Raw genomic sequence first — 16029 nt, 5'->3', positions numbered from 1 at the left:
AGTGGACCATGCCGATTCGGGATTGGAAGGCGGCGCTGACTCGCTTTACCATTCAGTTCGAGGAACGCATTCCACAGGCGTAACCCAAACCCCGTTTACACAAAAATTCGGACAGGCCCGAGTCGTTGCTTCTTAACGCTTCTACGGCATCTTGAACGGGAGCCAGGTAGGTCGAGGCCGCATGCTCAAGATCAGCAGTTGTCATCTCATCACGCGAATTTTCAAAGGCGATGCGATGTGCAGCAATCCACAGGGCGATGATGAGCCGTGGAATACCTGCCGTGAGTCTGTGGATTAATTCTGCGACGCCATCCGTGAGTGTCAACGGTGTCTGCACATATTGATACTGGAACAGGATTTTCAGGAAAAGTTGGCAAAATTCAGGTTCCATCGGTGTGGCGAAACGCGGCATCTGATGGAAGCCGGAACTGACTAGTCTCTGGCTGTTACTGAGACGTTTCATCAGTGCACTGACCCCATCTGGTGTTCCCGAGAAGATGAGTGGTATCTGCCATGTATTGGTCATCGAGAGCATCCACTTAAGGCACTGATCTTCGATAATTTTCAGCTCTCGCTGCTCACCGGTACGGGCCTTTTGTTGTCTAGTTTTTTTTGATTCCAATCTAAAAAAATTTTGTACTTCATCCAGATGGAGTGCTCCGAGAAAATGCGTCAGCGCAACCTGTCTCCACTCGTTCAGCATGGTGGGTCCGTCTCTTTTAGAACCTCCGTAACGCCCCTCGAAGCGCAGTAGACGTTCAGGTAACCAGCGCTGCATAGTCAGGTCCCAGCTGATCATCAGATTGGCAGCGAGGTCTGCTGCTTTACCACTGTCCGGAACATCTACCGTTTGCCAGACCATTTGATAGTGTGGACCCACTATATTTGGGAAATGGTCGTGAGTGATAACTTGCCTTGGGTAACAATGAAATGCACGTAGAATCGCCTCAGTTTTACCTGTCCCAGAGTGCCCAATTACGACAGCTGCCTGTGCTGGTGCACGAGGGGCCTTTTGTTGAATGCTCTCTCCGCTAATCAACTGCCATGAGAGCGGGGCATCGGGGTCTCGGTAACGGTATCCCTGGCGAATGCACAGATCAATGGTTTCTTGGATACGGGCACCTTCCAACGAGGGAATATGCAGGTCTCGTAGCGACATGAGCATATGCCGTCTGATGTGTAGTGGGACGGATCCAATATTCTCCGGGATCGGCGGTATATGCCGTAATGCCATCACGGCTTCCTGGCGCGATAGAATTGGGCCTAGATGTTGGGTTAGGCAATTCGAACCATAAGGGTCAAGCAGCTCAGCCATTATGGTCCTCCCCGTAATTGGTGGCCCACATGAGTTGCTGCATCATCTCAAAATGAGAACCCATCGCCTCAGTACGCTCCTTGACCCCTTTACTCACATGATCTTCAACGTTCATTGGCTGCCTATCCTGGGTGAACCGGTAACGGTGCTCCAGCATCCTTGCCTCAGATGCTGTGAGATCAGGGCCGTCATATTGTGCCAATGCCTCTCGGGTTTTTCGGATCGCCTGCTCCTTGATGGCCGTGCACTGTTCCAATGACCGAAGCGCTTGCATCACACGGATATGCTCCTGCTCGGCTTTGTTGATGCGTGCATAGGCAAATGCATCCAGCACTTCCTCCGCTGTTAGTTCCGGTGAGGCATTCGCCTGATCGGATAAGTGCAATTCAAGCAGTCCATTTCCGTTAAGGGGCGGCGTCCAGATGCGTGACATTGATCCTGGGAAATAGTAGGTGTCGATATCCCAGCCGCCCAGGTTGCGTGCGGACGTTGTCCACCTCTGTTCGTTGATGACATCAGATTCATAAAGAAGCCCCCCCTGCATGACGCCATGACGAGTGACCCTGGCCTTTGCCATAGGTAACAACGTTGAGGTCAGTAGGTTTTGCGGCAGGGCGCGGCGAAATCCGATGCCTATTTCATGACCCCAGTTCCAGAGCCCCGCCGGGCTGGGAAACACGCCTGCTGCACGCATGTGGGCATCCAGTCGATTTTCCCTGTTTGCAGTCAGGTTATACTCCGTAAAAATCGTGTACAAAAGATGAGTGTATTCCACTGTTGACAGCACCGAATCCTGCATCCTGACACGCCGGCACTCGAGCTCTTTCCTCCGCATATCGATGGCGCCAGGTACAAATGTGAAAATCCTATCTTTCATAATCCGATGCGGGACTTCGACACTGCCTTTTAGATCTGGTCTGTAGGGGGGCGCATAGCTCTGGCAGGGGATAAGTGTTACAGCAGTAAACCGTGCCGCTTGTGACAGATACTCACCCCGATCACACAACAGGCTATGGCACAGTGTTGGTGCCGGATACAGGGAGAGCACTGGCTGGTAGCCCCAAAGGTCGGCGATGAGAGTTGGAGCACTGGCCGCGCTGTACAGTGCTACTTTTGCCATTTCCCAACTCGGTCCAGTCAGGCAAACAAAAAAACCTACTATCGCCGTACTCCAGACATCAACGATGATGTATACCACTGGCCGGCCAATGACCCAGGCGCGATTGAGGGAGGAACGCAGGTAAGTATCGCCAATAGTGGAGTCAATAGCCCAAGTGTGCCCTGGGCCAGAGACGCCTTCCCACGCTCGGCCGACCATTCCTCTCATATTGCGAGTAAAGTGGCCTTTAGTCGTTTGGGCTAGCAACTGTTCAATTCGTGGTGTATCGACCTCTATAACCCTACGAATTTGTGCGCGATTTGGGTAGCACCCCAGAGATGGGGCGATGGGTACCAGCTCACCATCAATTTGCCGATAGCGTTGAACAAATGCACTGGCCAGAATCCGAGCACAGCGTTCGGGCATAGGTGGTTTGGGCGCAGGAATGCTTCGGTCGGCTGCCATGATTCGATGGCGCCAATCAGTGCTCATACCTGGCTGCTCCGGAGGGAGATTCTCACCATATGCTCTTGCGATACGCTGCTTGGTCGTCTTGGCGCCTGCTTTTTTACGACCATCGGGATCGCAGGGTCTGATTTTCCCCGGAGCTCCACAACGATCCCGGCGTGGTCGCAGGCTAGACTCGTTGAATCCCAATCGACATAGCAATGAGAATAGTCGCCTTACCGTTCCGCTACTGGCCCCAGTCCGCTCCATCGCCTCTGTAACTAGGCGGCTGATACTCTGATAGGCGAGGATGTGTTCGCGCAGCGTGTCAAAAATCAGGAAATTTTGCATGATCAAACATCGCTGTTTGTAGATAGTGAGATCCTTCTCAGGAACTACTGACCAATACAGCGACTCCTGCTCGATATCCAGCAACAGCAGATTTTTGGCATCGTGATACCGCTGTAGCGTTTCACGACTCATCCAGTGAAGGGCGGTAGTCATGGGAGCGGGGGCTTTTTTACGTGGCAGACGGGTCGTCAGTGCCTTGGGGCGTCCCTGGCGATTTGACGGTCGCTGCTCAGGCACATCTAACCGAACAACACAGGTTTTACTGAGCCGGACTTCGTCCAGAATGACCCGATACGTACCAGCATCCTCACCATCAATGATGCGAATTACGTGGTTATGCATCAGATCCATGCTGATCTCCTCATCGCGATCGGGTTTTGCGCAAGAAATTCTTGTTGGGTTTGCCGCTTGAGCGTTAGATGTGGGCGCCAACCACGGGAAAGGTCTATGGGGAGATAACCGAAACACACGGCCTGCCACAGTGCCCGTTGGGACAGCTCCATCTCGCCTGTGATAGAGCTGAGGTGTTGGAGAGTTAATGTTAGTGACCGCTCCGGTAACTGAGAGACGATGTCGGCTACCTGTCTGAGGATATTGACGGGTACGGGAGTGCCGAGAGCCCAGGGAGCAACTCTTCGTAGAGTCAAACCGACCCGTTTATCGAATTGTTTTGGGGTGATCAGCAGCCACTGAACATTCCGTGCCTGCCAGTAGGCCTGTTCAATCTCGAGCAGTTGTTTTGTCCGGCGCTTTTTGATCTCTTCGGCCGTCTTGTAAGCGACGGCCAGTAGTTCCTGTCTGCCATTGGCTCGCTTCAAGACCACTAGCAGATCAGTGGACATGATCCACGGGGTGACTTTGCCTTTCCCCGTGGTCATTGGGTGCTTGTACCCCAATTTAGCAGCGATATCTTGGGTGCCAGGAAAACGCTGTGGAATTGAGTTCGGGGCGTAGTCGCACATTTCGTGCGGTGCAACTGTTGGCGACAACGGAAACTGCTCACGTAGGTCGTCAATCCCCGGTAGCATGGTGACAAACAGGGTCATGACTAACTCGCCATCACTGAGCAGCTCTCGTTGACGCCCTTGCCAGTTGAGCAGATGTGAGCGTCCTAGGCTGGCTGGATCTCCCCGAGTGACTTGGTGCCAGGGAATGTACTCCGTATAGATACCAGTACCGCGTCCCTCTCTCAGGAACCGTTCTAAAACATCAGGGGTAAAGCGTTTGGTTGTGCGCATGTAACACCTCCGTTTTCTGAGGGCAGGCGTGGTCCTCGCCCGTCCTCAGACGTTCGAAAAAACGATAACGGGGGGATTGACGGCACACGAATGCGTACCTAGACTGAAGTTGTCGATACCTCAGTGCTGGGTCTCCCCCCCCCCCCAGTGCAAAAAGAGCGTCCGGTTCCCGCCGGGCGCTTTTTTTATGCATTTTTGCCGCGCTAAGTTCTCATTTTTTCCTCACTTTCTTCATCGGGCGTCAGTCGCCGTGGTCTGGTTTAGCATTCGCTGCGTTGCTAACCTCACTGCGACTTCAATCATCAGGGCATACGATCTGCGCCGGCCTTCAATTTCGAAAACCTTCGCGTCCCCCCAGCTTTGCTGCAACCTCTTTGGCTGACGGTAAGTTCTCGGGAGCGTGGCTGTACCAATACAGCAATTGCCTAAGATTGCTGAACTGAGGCTCTTGGCGTATTTCTCGATCGGTCAGAATCAGGAAGTTTTCCCCTTGCTCCTGCAGGTGTTGCGCGATCTGCCGATACTTAGCCTTTACTACAGGACGTTCAAACTCTGGTGATGGCTTCACTTCAACAAGCACTGAAGTCTCGTTGCACAGGCTAACGCGCAGGTCTGGGACATAAGCGCAAATGGCCTGCCCCTCCCAGTAGGAAATTTCTTCAGGCTGTTCTTGATAAGAAAGCACTCCCGGAGAGATCTCCATCAAGAGTAGGGCATCTTGTTCCAGTAGTGACTCCCAGGCCACCATTCGGTTGAGCTTCTTAGAAAGGAAATAGCCCAGGATATGCCTACCCCTACGGGCACGACTTTTGGTACTCGCATCGTATTCTCCTGGTAGCGCAGGCAAGAATTCCCCCTGCGCTACCACGCATCTGTTTGGAAAAAGCCAATCGCAGGACGAGCGAAGCCGCAGTTCAGCTGCTTGCTGACCGTTTTGGGCTTGAAATGGTGAATGTGGCTTGACCGCTAGGATGCGCGAGACGATACTGAGCTTGTTGACGGCAAAGGTTTCGGCTTTTGCATTAAAAGGCTAGCCACCGTGCTAGCTTTTTTACATTTCAGCCTCCTCGTTCTGAGTGGATGAAGAGCCCTCGTATTGAGGGCTTGTCTGTTTTGAGTTTCCGAGCTGGGTGTTACACACCCCTATGCTAGATGTTCTGTGTCGGTGGTGACTTTGCTAGGGGAACGGCGCTGCATGGTCTCATGCAGAATTGCGATCAGTTCGGCGTTTACGCTGCGGAAGTTCGCGGTCGCTTCCATTTTCAGCCAGTTTGCTATAGGTATCGGTAGCCGATATTGCGACCGATAAAATTCGGTTTGGGAGTTCATCAGCTCGGTGCTCCACATGTTTGGCACATGTTTGATATTTGCACGCTTCTATCGCAATGCCAAGTTGACATTTTGTGCACTACTGCTAGTGTCATAGTGACATCAACAGGGCGCCTCTATCGGGTACAACTCATGTCAGACGCTATTTACCGTACACAGCTACGCCTCCCAACTGATACTTACGAGAGGTTAAAGGGCGAATCCGAAATGGCTGGTAGGTCGCTCAATGCTGAAATCGCATTTCGACTAGAGATGTCTCTGTTGTCTCAGGCCCCTGCTACTGTTGCAAAACAGCCAACAGAGCGGCAAAAAGCTGAACTGTTACTGGAGTTTGAGGCTTGGACGAGGAGCGTGGGGACATTGTCTGGGGAGATTGAGGCCTATCGCGAGTTTTGCCGTGTTTACAATGGGGCTGATCCGGATTCAGACTTGGTCGAGCCTGTTTATGGCATCGAGGAGGTTCGCCCACGATTCCTGCGTGATCTGGCATTGGCGTGGCGTCGTTATGCCAGAGAGTCCGCGCATGTACACCAGTTCACTGACCCAACACGCTCACAGCGCCTGGTACCTGAACGTCGCAAACGCCATCTGATCATGTCGTACCTAAGATGGTGCAACGTACCTGAGATGAATCCGTTAGATCCAGCGTCATTGGTTGGATTTTGTGAGTACTACAGTAGTGCTGAGGACAATCAGGTTCTCGACGTGCCGGCGATTTCACCCAGCTACCTCGAAGAACTCGTCAATGAGTGGGTCTACGAGCTACCTGCTCAGTTGGCCGTACATCCGGAAGGCCAGAATTTTCTATTCGTCGCACTGCAGGCTATGCAGAAACAACAGCAGGACAGGCTCAAGGCGATAGAAGTAGCAATGAGCCGTTTTGGTGCTGCGAAGTAGATGATCAGTTTTCTCTCAGAATGGTCTATCGAAAAGGGGAGGGCTAGCCAATTCTGGACACTTCGTTCAGCAAGCACAGTGCCTGTTACCTCATAGCTACCAGTTGGTCGTTTGATACATGTGTGACCGCTACACATGTGCTCGTGCTACCGGAGAGGTGTAGGGCCGCGTTCATTTAAAGAAGAGAATGATCGGCAGAAGGATCGGCAAATTTTCCTAGGTCAATACAGTCTAAAAATTTTAAGTCATTGGTTTTGCTGTATTTGCATCGATGAGATATCGGCAGAAAGATCGGCAAATGGCTGAGAAAAATCTTGAGTCCTATGACCATCCGTCTCAGATAGAACCCTTCCTGATTGAAGAGTCACGGCCAGTGCTCATCGATCTGATGGGATTGGCGCATGAACTGTGCTTAGAGTCAGCTCGTCTTGATGCAAAATTCCATAAGCACACAGCCCAGGGATTGGAGGCGCTGGTTGCTGGGGTGAATTGCTATTACAGCAATCTGATTGAAGGCTATAGAATTTTGCCGATCGATATCGACAAAACGATGCAGGATACCGCACGTTTCGATGCAGACAATGATTACCAGAGCTTAGCAAGCGCCCATATCTTTGCAGATCGCTGGGCGAAAACCCAGCAACTGACACAAGCCAATTTGCCAATCTTCCCGCAAGAGATTCATAGGTTATTTTATCAGCACCTTCCTGTACGAATGCTCACTCTGAAAGATGGCTCGGTGATGACGCCAGGTGCGTTTCGTCAACGGGAAGTCTGCATGGGGGGGGGGCTATCGCCTAAGAGTGAATACCTCCCCATTCTCATGAGCCGTTATGCCGAGGTATATGGCTGGAGGCTTGAGTGTGCAGGAAAGGGGGGTATCTTCCGGTTAACCAGCATTGTTGCTGCCTTTGCGGCACATCATCGTCTCGTTTGGATTCACCCTTTTGCTGATGGTAATGGCCGCGTTGCTCGTATTACGTTGGATGCCATGCTCAGGGCCTGTGGTGTAAGCGGCACTGCACTGTGGTCAATGTCGCGCGGTTTGGCGAAGAGGGCTGATAGTTATAGATCCCTGCTGGTTCAAGCAGACCAACCACGTCCTGGGCATTTGCATGATAGTGGTCGCCTGACCGAGCGCGCATTGGCTGAGTTCTGTCGCTTTGGCCTGCAGGTAGGCATTGATCAAGCTAGACTCATGGCCAATATGTTCGACTTGAGTAGCTTCGGGGAACGGGTACACAACTACTTTCGGCATGTTCGCAAATCCATGCTCCGGCCAGAGTCGGCCTACTTATACATGTACGCCTTGACCATGGGTGAGTTTGAACGTGGTGAGGCTGCGCGACTTACAGGCTTGGGCGAGCGTACAGCACGCACTATTCTTAGCAAGTTGTTGGCAGAGGGGTTTCTTGTTTCAGAGACACCCAAAGGCAAGGTTCGAGTCGGATTTCCAGTCCATGCCATGCCATTTTTGCTACCAGATCTATACCCGCATGGTGACATCGATATTACGGAACAAGCCTTGCGAGCATTGCATACCAGTAACAGTTGAACTAGGGCAGTCTTTTGATTCGAGAGAGGGTGTTGGACTGTCCCGGGTGCAGTAGACAAACTCCCGCCTCACGCCGAGGCCCGCTCAAAGGCCTCGGGACTGATGCCGCCCAGGTGACTGTGGCGGCGGGTTCGATTGTAAAAAGCTTCGATGTAATCGAATACATCTGACTTGGCCAAGTCTCGGGTTTTGTAAATCCGTTTGCGGATACGCTCCTTCTTCAGGCTGCTGAAGAAGGACTCTGCCACGGCGTTATCCCAGCAATTGCCACGGCGACTCATGCTGGGCTCAAGATTGTGGGAGAGACAGAAACGGCGCCAGTCATCACTGCCATATTGCGAGCCCTGATCCGAATGCACCAATACGCGACCAGTAGGTTTGCGCCGCCACAGCGCCATCAGCAGCGCGTTCAACGCCAATTCGCGGCTCAATGTTGGTTTCATTGACCAGCCCACCACCCTGAGTGAGAACAAGTCGATCACCACCGCCAGATAAAGCCAGCCCTGCCAGGTACGGATATAAGTAATGTCCGTCACCCAGGTCTGGTCAGGCTGTGACGTCGTGAACTCGCGATTCAGATGGTTGGGGGCCAACAAGTAAGGGCGCCCCGCAATGGGGCGCAGTGCCTTATAACCGCGCTGGGCCTTGATACTGTGCTGCCGCATGATTCGGGCGACACGGTGTTTGCCGCACACCTCACCAATCTCGCGCAGGTCGCCCAGCACCCGGCGCGACCCATACACGCCGCCACTGGCTCGCCAGGAGTCGCGAATCAGCACCAGCAATCTGGCATCTTCCTTGGCGTGATCAGACTCGGGGCGGTGTAGCCATTGATAGAAGCCGGCACGGGCAACTTGCAGCAAACGGCACATAGTCGTCAGCGGCCAGGTATGTCGATGCTCATTCATGAAGCGGTACCTTACTCGGACTCCCTGGCAAAGTACCGCGCGGCTTTTTTAAGAATATCTCGCTCTTCTTCTGTGCGACGCAGTTGCGCCTTCAGGCGAAGGATTTCGCTCTTGGCCTCGATCAGCTCGGCAGCCTGTTTCTCCGAGTTATCTGGGGTGACGGCTTTCACCCATTTGTACAGGCTATGGCTGGAAACCCCAAGCCGGGCAGAAACCTCGGCCACAGAGTAGCCGCGTTCAGTGACCTGCTGGACGGCTTCTTCTTTGAATTCAGGGGTGAAACGCTGTGTGCTCATGGACATCCTCCTATGCTCAAATCATAGGGCCGGATTGCCTACAGGAGTCGGGTCAGTCTACCCAGCCAAGTGAGTGTCCACAGCTTGCGGGTCGGTTACTGCACTCAAGCAGCCATCGCCGGCTTGCAGCCGTGGCAGATACGAGAGCAGACCGGGCATACCAGCGACCTGATGCTTGCGAGATACATCAGGCCGGTGGCCAAGGGAAAGATACCGAGTTTGTTGTAAGGGACAGACCTCCATGCAAAAAGCGGTACCTGGCTGCCTCTTCTACTCGGAATATCAGGCTTTGTAGGTCTCTAGCTCGCTCTGCATTTGCTTTGCAATCACAAACAAATTTTTGGCGAGATCTGACACGTTGCTTGCTGCAGCAACATTCTGCTCACTCATTTGCGCTACTGCTTCTACTTGCTGAGAAATACTGGTGGCTGCATTGCTTTGCTCCCTCATGGCATTGGCAATTTCGCCAACTAGCTCTTGATTTTGCGAAGCCGTACTGGAGATAGCCTTGATCGTTTCCATTGCTGATTCAGCAGCGGTAACGCCTGCTTTGACACTATCAACTGCCAAAACAACCCCAGACGTCGCCTGGGTTGAGCTCGACTGTATTGCACTGACCATCGTGTTAATTTCGGTAGTGGACTGTGCTGTTCGTTCTGCGAGTTTTCTTACTTCGTCCGCAACCACTGCAAATCCTCGACCTTGCTCCCCAGCTCGAGCCGCTTCAATGGCAGCATTGAGTGCCAGCAGGTTGGTTTGATCAGCAACATCCTTGATGACATTCACGACGGTACTGATGGCAGAGGCTTGGCTGGAGAGGGAGCCCATGTTGCTTGAAACCTTTTCAACCGAGCCGGAAATTTCATTGATGGTTTCGGTGGCTTTTTCGATGACAGTTTGTCCGGTGCTAGCCTCTTCTTCTGTTTGTCTAGCCAAGCGATCGGCATCTGCCGTTCGGCTAGCAACATGGCTCATGCTCACAGTTATTTGCTCTAACGCCGCAGCCATAGAATTAGCTGATTCGCTTTGAGTAACCGAGCTTCTGGAGACACTTGCTGCAGAGTCTGACAGCTCTTCCGATGCACTAATCAAAGCTGCTGAGGACTTTCTAATACTAATAATGCTGCCTTGGAGTTTTTCGGCAAAAAGATTGAACTTCTGTAGCATACTGCCAATTTCATCATTGTGCTTAACTTTGCATCTGATAGATAGATCCATGCTGTCAGTCAAGTGCGTAAAGTCATCGCTTGCTTGTTTAATACTCCCCGCCACTTGGCGGTAAGTATTAAACATTACTGTTCCCATAATGAGCATGCCAATGACAGCAACTGCTAGCAAAAGTGTTGTGGTAGTTTCTGATACTTGTTTAAGATCTTGCTTATTCTGATGTTCCAGGTCTTTGTTGTATTGAATATGTGCCTTTGCAGATTTCTGAACTGCAATGAAATATGGCCTAGCGGTTGTTATTATTTTTTCTGCTTCTTCTTTGTTTTTATCGGAGGTCAATATGGCAGATTCATAGATGGTGGACATCTTCGCCATGCCATTTTTAACAGTGTCCAATAATTCTTTATCTTTGCTATCTGAAACGTACTGTCCATAGTCATTCAATGCTTTTTGTGATGCGCTCTTGGCCTGCTCGTAAGCCGATTTTATATTTGTAGAATTGTTTGCGTCTGTATTGATGAGATACATGAGCGTTGCTGTGCGCTGGCTCAAAAACTCACTGTAAGCATCATTGATCAGCTCGATGCTTGGCACAATGTTGTCTGATGTGTCGTAAGCACTTTTGATGAGCTTGTCTATCTGGATTAAGCTCAGTGCCGCCATCGCAAGGAAGATAATGCAAGTGAAAACGGCTTGCAGTTTCATTCGGGTAGATATCAACATCGTGTGCTCCTCTCACATGCTTCGTTTGTAGAATATAGATGCTGCGAAGTAAATATATCTATCAAGTGGATAGGGTTATTTTTCAGGACTGCAATTTTTGCAAAGAAGAATCGTTTTCATGCATTTAATGCAAAATGAAGGGATGCGTGTGAGACTAGCGTTCTGGATGATCACGTTTGCATGCTACAGCAATCTTTCCTCTCACTTTCAATAAATTTCAATTGGCTACTTGGTGCGCTTTTTGATTTTGTACATAATCAAATCCCCAGCAAGGAGTGCCGTCATGATCCCCATCCCGTACCAGGCCGCCAGTCGGCCGCAGCTGTTGCTGCCCCTGTTCTGTAGCCGCGTGCCGGCCGGTTTCCCGTCGCCGGCCGATGACTATCTGGAAGCCAAGCTCGACCTGGTGGAGCTACTGGTGTCCGACCCGGCCGCCACCTTCATGGTGCGGGTGCGCGGCGACAGCATGAGCGGGGCGGGCATCGGTACCGGCGACATCCTGATCGTGGACCGCAGCATCAACCCGGCGCACGGCATGATCGTGCTGGCCATCGTGGACGGCGAGTTCACCGTCAAACGCCTGTACCGGCGCGGTACCCGCGTGGCGCTGATCCCGGAAAACCCCCATTACCAGCCCATCGAGCTGCACGACGGCCAGGAGCTGCAGATCTGGGGCGTGATCAAGTCCTGCATCAAGCAGTTCTGCTAGCCATGCCGCTGTTTGCCCTGGTGGACGGCAACAGCTTTTACGCCAGCTGCGAGGGCGTGTTCCGCCCCGACCTGATCGGCAAGCCCATCGTGGTGCTCAGCAACAACGATGGCTGCGTGGTGGCGCGCAGCGCCGAGGCCAAGGCGCTGGGCATCAAGGGCTTTGTGCCGTTCTTCGAAATCCGCCACCTGTGCCAAAAACACGACGTGGCGGTGTTCAGCTCCAACTACGCGCTGTACGGCGACATGAGCCAGCGCATGATGCAGGTGATCGGCCGCTGGGGTATCGACCAGGAGGTGTACAGCGTGGACGAGTCCTTCATCACGCTGGACGGCATCCCCGACCTGCGCGAGCACGCTACCCGGCTGCGCGCCGACGTACTGCAACGGGTAGGCATCCCCACCTGTGTCGGTATCGGCCCCAGCAAGACGCTGGCCAAGCTGGCCAACCACGTGGGCAAGGTCTACCCGCGCGCGCAAGGTGTGTTCGCCTGGCACTGGCTGACGCCGGAATGGCAAGATAAGCTGATGGCGCGCATCGCGGTGGGCGAGGTATGGGGAATAGGGCGCCGCATCGCGGAAAGGTTGGCCGCCATGGGCATTCACAGCGCGCTGGACCTGAAGCACGCCGACCCGCGCGACATCAAACGCCAGTTCAACGTGGTAGTCGAGCGCACCGTGGCCGAGCTGAACGGCATCAGCTGCCTGGCGCTGGAAGATGTGGCGCCAGCCAAGCAGCAGATCATCGCCAGCCGCAGCTTTGCCGAGCTGGTGCACGACTTCGACACCCTGGCCAGCGCCATCAGCCACCACGCCTGCCGCGCCGCCGAAAAGCTGCGCCGCCAGCACAGCCACGCCCGGCTGGTGGCGGTCAGCATCCGCACCAACCGCTTTCGCCAACAGGATGCCCAGTACGCCGGCTGGGAAGTCTACCCGCTGATCCACCCCTCATCCGACAGCGCCACCATCACCGCTGCTGCGTTAGCCGGCCTGCGCCGCGTCTACCGCCCAGGCTACAGCTACAAGAAAGCCGGCGTGGTGCTAATGGAAATCGGCCCCGCCGACCGTGTGCAGCCCGACCTGTTCGCCCCCACGCCCGACCCGCGCCGGGGCAGGGTGATGGCGGTAATGGACCACATCAACCGCGAATACGGCCGCGGCACGCTACGCCTGGCCAGCGAGAAGCTGCATAGCGGCTGGGCGATGCGGCAAGAAAAAAGGTCGCCACGATGGACGACCTGTTGGAGGGAGTTGCCAGTGGTGTAGACATGGGCCGGTTGTGGTCTTGTCCGGCGTTATTTGTAAACCTGCCTGTAATGACCCACTCAAAACCTGCACAGGTCATAATTCACACAGGAGCATGTGATTTGTATGACTATGGAATAAGACATCAAACGCTGTACCGCCAAGCGCAAAGCCGCGCTGGTGATGGAGATCATTCAAGGCAAGAGCACGGTGGCCGAAGCCTCCCGCGCCTTCGACCTGGCCCCCTCCGAGATCGAAACCTGGGTCGATGAGGCCAAGCGCGATATGGAAAACGCCCTGCGTGCCAAGCCGATGGACATCCGCGAGCAGTACGAAAAACAGCTCAAAGAACTGCAGGAAGCCATGCTGGAGCTGCGCACCCGAAAAAAGCTGCAGTCTCTGCTGGGCGAGGATGACAAGTAGTTCACCTCGTCCGGCAGGGACTGGCAGACGACGGCATCCAGGTGCCCATCAGCAAGCTGTGCCGCTAGTTCGGTGTGCCACGTCGCACGCTGTACTACCGCCCGCAAAAGACCGCGCCCAAGATGCAGCATCAGCTGGTCGAGCTCATCAAAGAGATGATTGAAGAGAACTCTTCCTTCGGCTACTGCACCGTGTCAGGCCTGTTGGGCATGAACAAAAACACCGTGCAGAGCATCTTCCAGCTCAAAGGCTGGCAGGTGAAGAAGCGGCCAGTCGGCTTCCGCCCGAGCGTGTAAGCCCAGCCATCGGTGGCGGCCGAGCCTAACCAACGCTGGGCCACCGATCTATGCCGCATCTGGGCGGGGAAGGATGGCTGGTGCCATTTGGCCTTGGTGATTGACTGCTGCACCCGCGAGCTACTGGGCTGGCATCTGTCGCGCAGTGGCAAGTCCAAAACGGTCGTATCGGCTCTGGAGCACGCGCTGATCAGCCACTCTGGCTGCTTGGACCGGGTGCCGCAACGCGTCCTTCTGCGCAGTTTGGTATTTATAAACCGCAGCTACACCGCGCTGGTGAAGAGCTACTGTCTGCAGCAGGAGTTCATCACACCGTACACGCCGGAGCAGAACGAGATGGTGGAACGGGTGATCAGCATCTTGAAAAAGCAATGCGCGCATCGGCACCGCTTTGAAAGCCTGGCGCACGCCAGCCGGGTAATTGCAGACTGGATCGGGTTCTACAACCACCGACGCCCGCACTAGGCTTTGGGGATGAAGACGCCGGCGATGGCGTATCAATTAGTAAGCTGACCTGCAGAGAGGGCTGGGTCATTACACATGCGCGTGGGCACGGCCTATGCCCAGGCCTACATGGCCATGCAGACCCAAGGCCTGATGCGGGCAGACACACGCTGGATAGCGGTGTACTACGACGACCCCTATGCCTTGCCCGAAGCGTAACTCCACTGCCGCGCCGGGCTGAACCTGCCGCCGAGCCACCGTGGCCCACAGGCCCCGCCGCTGGAGCCCTTTACGCTGGGTGGCGGCCTGTGCGCGGTGATGCGCTACCGTGGGCCCTATGCCGCCATGTGCGCGACCTACCGTTGGCTCTATGGTCAGTGGCTGGTGCAGTTGGGCCACGAGGCGGCCAACCCGCAGGTGTTTGAGGACTACCTGCACAACCCGCGCGATACGGCGTCGGCTGATTGGCTGCTGGACATCTACCTGCCGCTGGTGGGCTAGCGGTGTCTGGCTGACGTGGGCGCCTATTGACGCCTGCGCTATTGTATCCATACTAGTAGTGAGCAAGCCTACCAATACCCAACGATACCCAACAATGAGATATCTTGCATTCCTGCCATTGCTGTTTGCGCTTGCGGCTGCTGCCCCGGCCTGGGGGCAACAGAAGCTGCGGCTGATGTATTCCGACATTGAGGTCGCGCCCTACCAGATGGGCAATGGGCCCGAGGTGCCGGAGGCGCCCGGCGCCATGGTGGAGATGCTGCAGCAGGCCGGGCGCGATATGGGCTTGGAGGTGGTGCTGCAGCGCGCGCCGCAGCTACGGGGCTTCAAGAGCATGCAAGCGGGCGAGGTGGACGGCGCCTTCATGTTTTCATTTGTGCCAGAGCGGCAGGAGTTCGGCAGCTACCCCTTCAAGGACGGAAAACCCGATGAGTCAGCCCGGCTGCTGAGCTTGTCGTATGTGTTCTACAAGCGCAAGGGCTCGCCGTTTCAGTGGGATGGCAGCACCATGCGCGGGCTGGAGGGGCGGGCCATTGGTTACAACACCACCTTCTCGGTGGGCGCCATGCTGACCAAGGCAGGCCTGCCCACAGAACACGCCAAAACCATGGAGCAGAACTTCCAAAAGCTGCTGCTCGGCCGCATTGCCGCGTTTGCCATGCAGGAAGACGTGGCCGATGGCTACATCGAGCACATGCGTTTGCAAGGCGTGGAAAAAGTGCCAATCCCTTGGCAGAGAAAGCCTTACTACCTGATGCTGAGCCACCAGTTTGTGGAGCGCAACCCGGCTCTGGCCGAAAAGCTGTGGGCACACATCGGCAAGCTGCGCAAGGAGCGCCTGCCCGAGCTGGTGCGCAAATACGCGTCCCAACCCTGGGGGCTTCTCACAGGCCCAACTGCCCCTTAACCACGGCCAGCACCGTGCCACCGGCGGACTTGGCGGCGTCTTTGGCAAAGTCTATGGCAATGCCCTTGAATAGCTGTTTGGTCTGTCCCGCTCCCCATGGACAGCGGGTTAAGCACTAAGCACTGAACGACGGCGTTCGAATTCAACCGGGGTCAAATAGGCTTTGTTGCACAAATCAGC

At 54.5% G+C, this 16029-nt stretch carries 17 protein-coding genes; 10 read left to right on the top strand and 7 right to left on the bottom strand.

Annotation, left to right across the window (positions count from 1 at the left end; all coding sequences use genetic code 11):
* Nucleotides 1–52 precede the first annotated feature (52 nt).
* The 5 genes from PQU95_RS05215 to PQU95_RS18515 form a co-directional block, all read right to left on the bottom strand.
* Nucleotides 53–1159, bottom strand: coding sequence for an AAA family ATPase (locus tag PQU95_RS05215; protein ID WP_272751008.1), 1107 nt, complete (start codon nucleotides 1157–1159; stop codon nucleotides 53–55).
* Nucleotides 1160–1307: 148 nt separating this feature from the next.
* On the bottom strand, nucleotides 1308–3563 hold the full coding sequence (locus PQU95_RS05210; protein ID WP_272751007.1) for a TnsB C-terminal domain-containing protein: 2256 nt from the start codon (nucleotides 3561–3563) through the stop codon (nucleotides 1308–1310).
* Nucleotides 3554–4450, bottom strand: a complete 897-nt coding sequence (locus PQU95_RS05205) for a TnsA endonuclease N-terminal domain-containing protein (protein ID WP_272751006.1) — start codon at nucleotides 4448–4450, stop codon at nucleotides 3554–3556. The genes PQU95_RS05210 and PQU95_RS05205 overlap by 10 nt, the downstream gene beginning before the upstream one ends.
* A 328-nt stretch (nucleotides 4451–4778) precedes the next feature.
* Entirely contained in the window at nucleotides 4779–5198 is a 420-nt protein-coding gene (locus PQU95_RS05200) for a TnsA endonuclease N-terminal domain-containing protein (RefSeq protein ID WP_272751004.1), read from the bottom strand.
* A gap of 395 nt (nucleotides 5199–5593) precedes the next feature.
* A complete protein-coding gene (locus tag PQU95_RS18515; protein ID WP_373321375.1) occupies nucleotides 5594–5779 on the bottom strand; it encodes an Arc family DNA-binding protein in 186 nt (61 codons plus the stop codon).
* Nucleotides 5780–5911: 132 nt separating this feature from the next.
* On the opposite strand from PQU95_RS18515, the gene PQU95_RS05195 reads away from it, so the two are divergent.
* Entirely contained in the window at nucleotides 5912–6676 is a 765-nt protein-coding gene (locus PQU95_RS05195; RefSeq protein WP_272751003.1) for an Arc family DNA-binding protein, read from the top strand.
* Between the two features lie 298 nt (nucleotides 6677–6974).
* A complete protein-coding gene (locus PQU95_RS05190; protein ID WP_272751002.1) occupies nucleotides 6975–8231 on the top strand; it encodes a Fic family protein in 1257 nt (418 codons plus the stop codon).
* A 68-nt stretch (nucleotides 8232–8299) separates the two neighbouring features.
* Here PQU95_RS05190 and PQU95_RS05185 read toward each other — a convergent pair.
* Nucleotides 8300–9435, bottom strand: a protein-coding gene (locus tag PQU95_RS05185) for an IS3 family transposase (RefSeq protein ID WP_272751000.1) whose coding sequence is annotated in 2 segments (ribosomal slippage) — nucleotides 8300–9183 and nucleotides 9183–9435 — 1137 coding nt in all. Because the reading frame shifts where the segments join, the coding sequence is not laid out codon by codon here.
* Between the two features lie 282 nt (nucleotides 9436–9717).
* Nucleotides 9718–11325, bottom strand: a complete 1608-nt coding sequence (locus PQU95_RS05180) for a methyl-accepting chemotaxis protein (RefSeq protein ID WP_272750998.1) — start codon at nucleotides 11323–11325, stop codon at nucleotides 9718–9720.
* Between the two features lie 283 nt (nucleotides 11326–11608).
* On the opposite strand from PQU95_RS05180, the gene PQU95_RS05175 reads away from it, so the two are divergent.
* From PQU95_RS05175 to PQU95_RS05140, 8 genes are all read left to right on the top strand, one after another.
* A complete protein-coding gene (locus PQU95_RS05175) occupies nucleotides 11609–12034 on the top strand; it encodes a LexA family protein (RefSeq protein ID WP_272750996.1) in 426 nt (141 codons plus the stop codon).
* A 2-nt stretch (nucleotides 12035–12036) separates the two neighbouring features.
* Nucleotides 12037–13299, top strand: a complete 1263-nt coding sequence (locus PQU95_RS05170) for a Y-family DNA polymerase (RefSeq protein ID WP_272750995.1) — start codon at nucleotides 12037–12039, stop codon at nucleotides 13297–13299.
* A gap of 123 nt (nucleotides 13300–13422) precedes the next feature.
* Entirely contained in the window at nucleotides 13423–13701 is a 279-nt protein-coding gene (locus PQU95_RS05165) for a transposase (protein WP_272751010.1), read from the top strand.
* Between the two features lie 74 nt (nucleotides 13702–13775).
* A complete protein-coding gene (locus tag PQU95_RS05160; protein ID WP_272750993.1) occupies nucleotides 13776–13997 on the top strand; it encodes a hypothetical protein in 222 nt (73 codons plus the stop codon).
* Between the two features lie 12 nt (nucleotides 13998–14009).
* Nucleotides 14010–14462: an integrase core domain-containing protein gene (locus PQU95_RS05155; protein ID WP_272750992.1), complete on the top strand. Its 453-nt coding sequence runs from the start codon at nucleotides 14010–14012 to the stop codon at nucleotides 14460–14462.
* A gap of 75 nt (nucleotides 14463–14537) precedes the next feature.
* Nucleotides 14538–14660 (top strand): hypothetical protein, encoded by a 123-nt coding sequence (locus PQU95_RS05150; RefSeq protein WP_272750991.1) that lies wholly within the window; start codon nucleotides 14538–14540, stop codon nucleotides 14658–14660.
* Between the two features lie 18 nt (nucleotides 14661–14678).
* Nucleotides 14679–14942, top strand: a complete 264-nt coding sequence (locus PQU95_RS05145) for an AraC family transcriptional regulator (RefSeq protein ID WP_308446605.1) — start codon at nucleotides 14679–14681, stop codon at nucleotides 14940–14942.
* A 175-nt stretch (nucleotides 14943–15117) separates the two neighbouring features.
* A complete protein-coding gene (locus PQU95_RS05140) occupies nucleotides 15118–15849 on the top strand; it encodes a substrate-binding periplasmic protein (protein ID WP_272750990.1) in 732 nt (243 codons plus the stop codon).
* The last annotated feature ends 180 nt before the right edge of the window (nucleotides 15850–16029 follow it).

The sequence above is a fragment of the Vogesella aquatica genome (genome assembly GCF_028548455.1).
Lineage (GTDB): Bacteria > Pseudomonadota > Gammaproteobacteria > Burkholderiales > Chromobacteriaceae > Vogesella > Vogesella aquatica.
The sequence above is the reverse complement of the archived record's forward strand: the minus strand, read 5'-3'. Positions and strand labels throughout refer to the sequence as shown.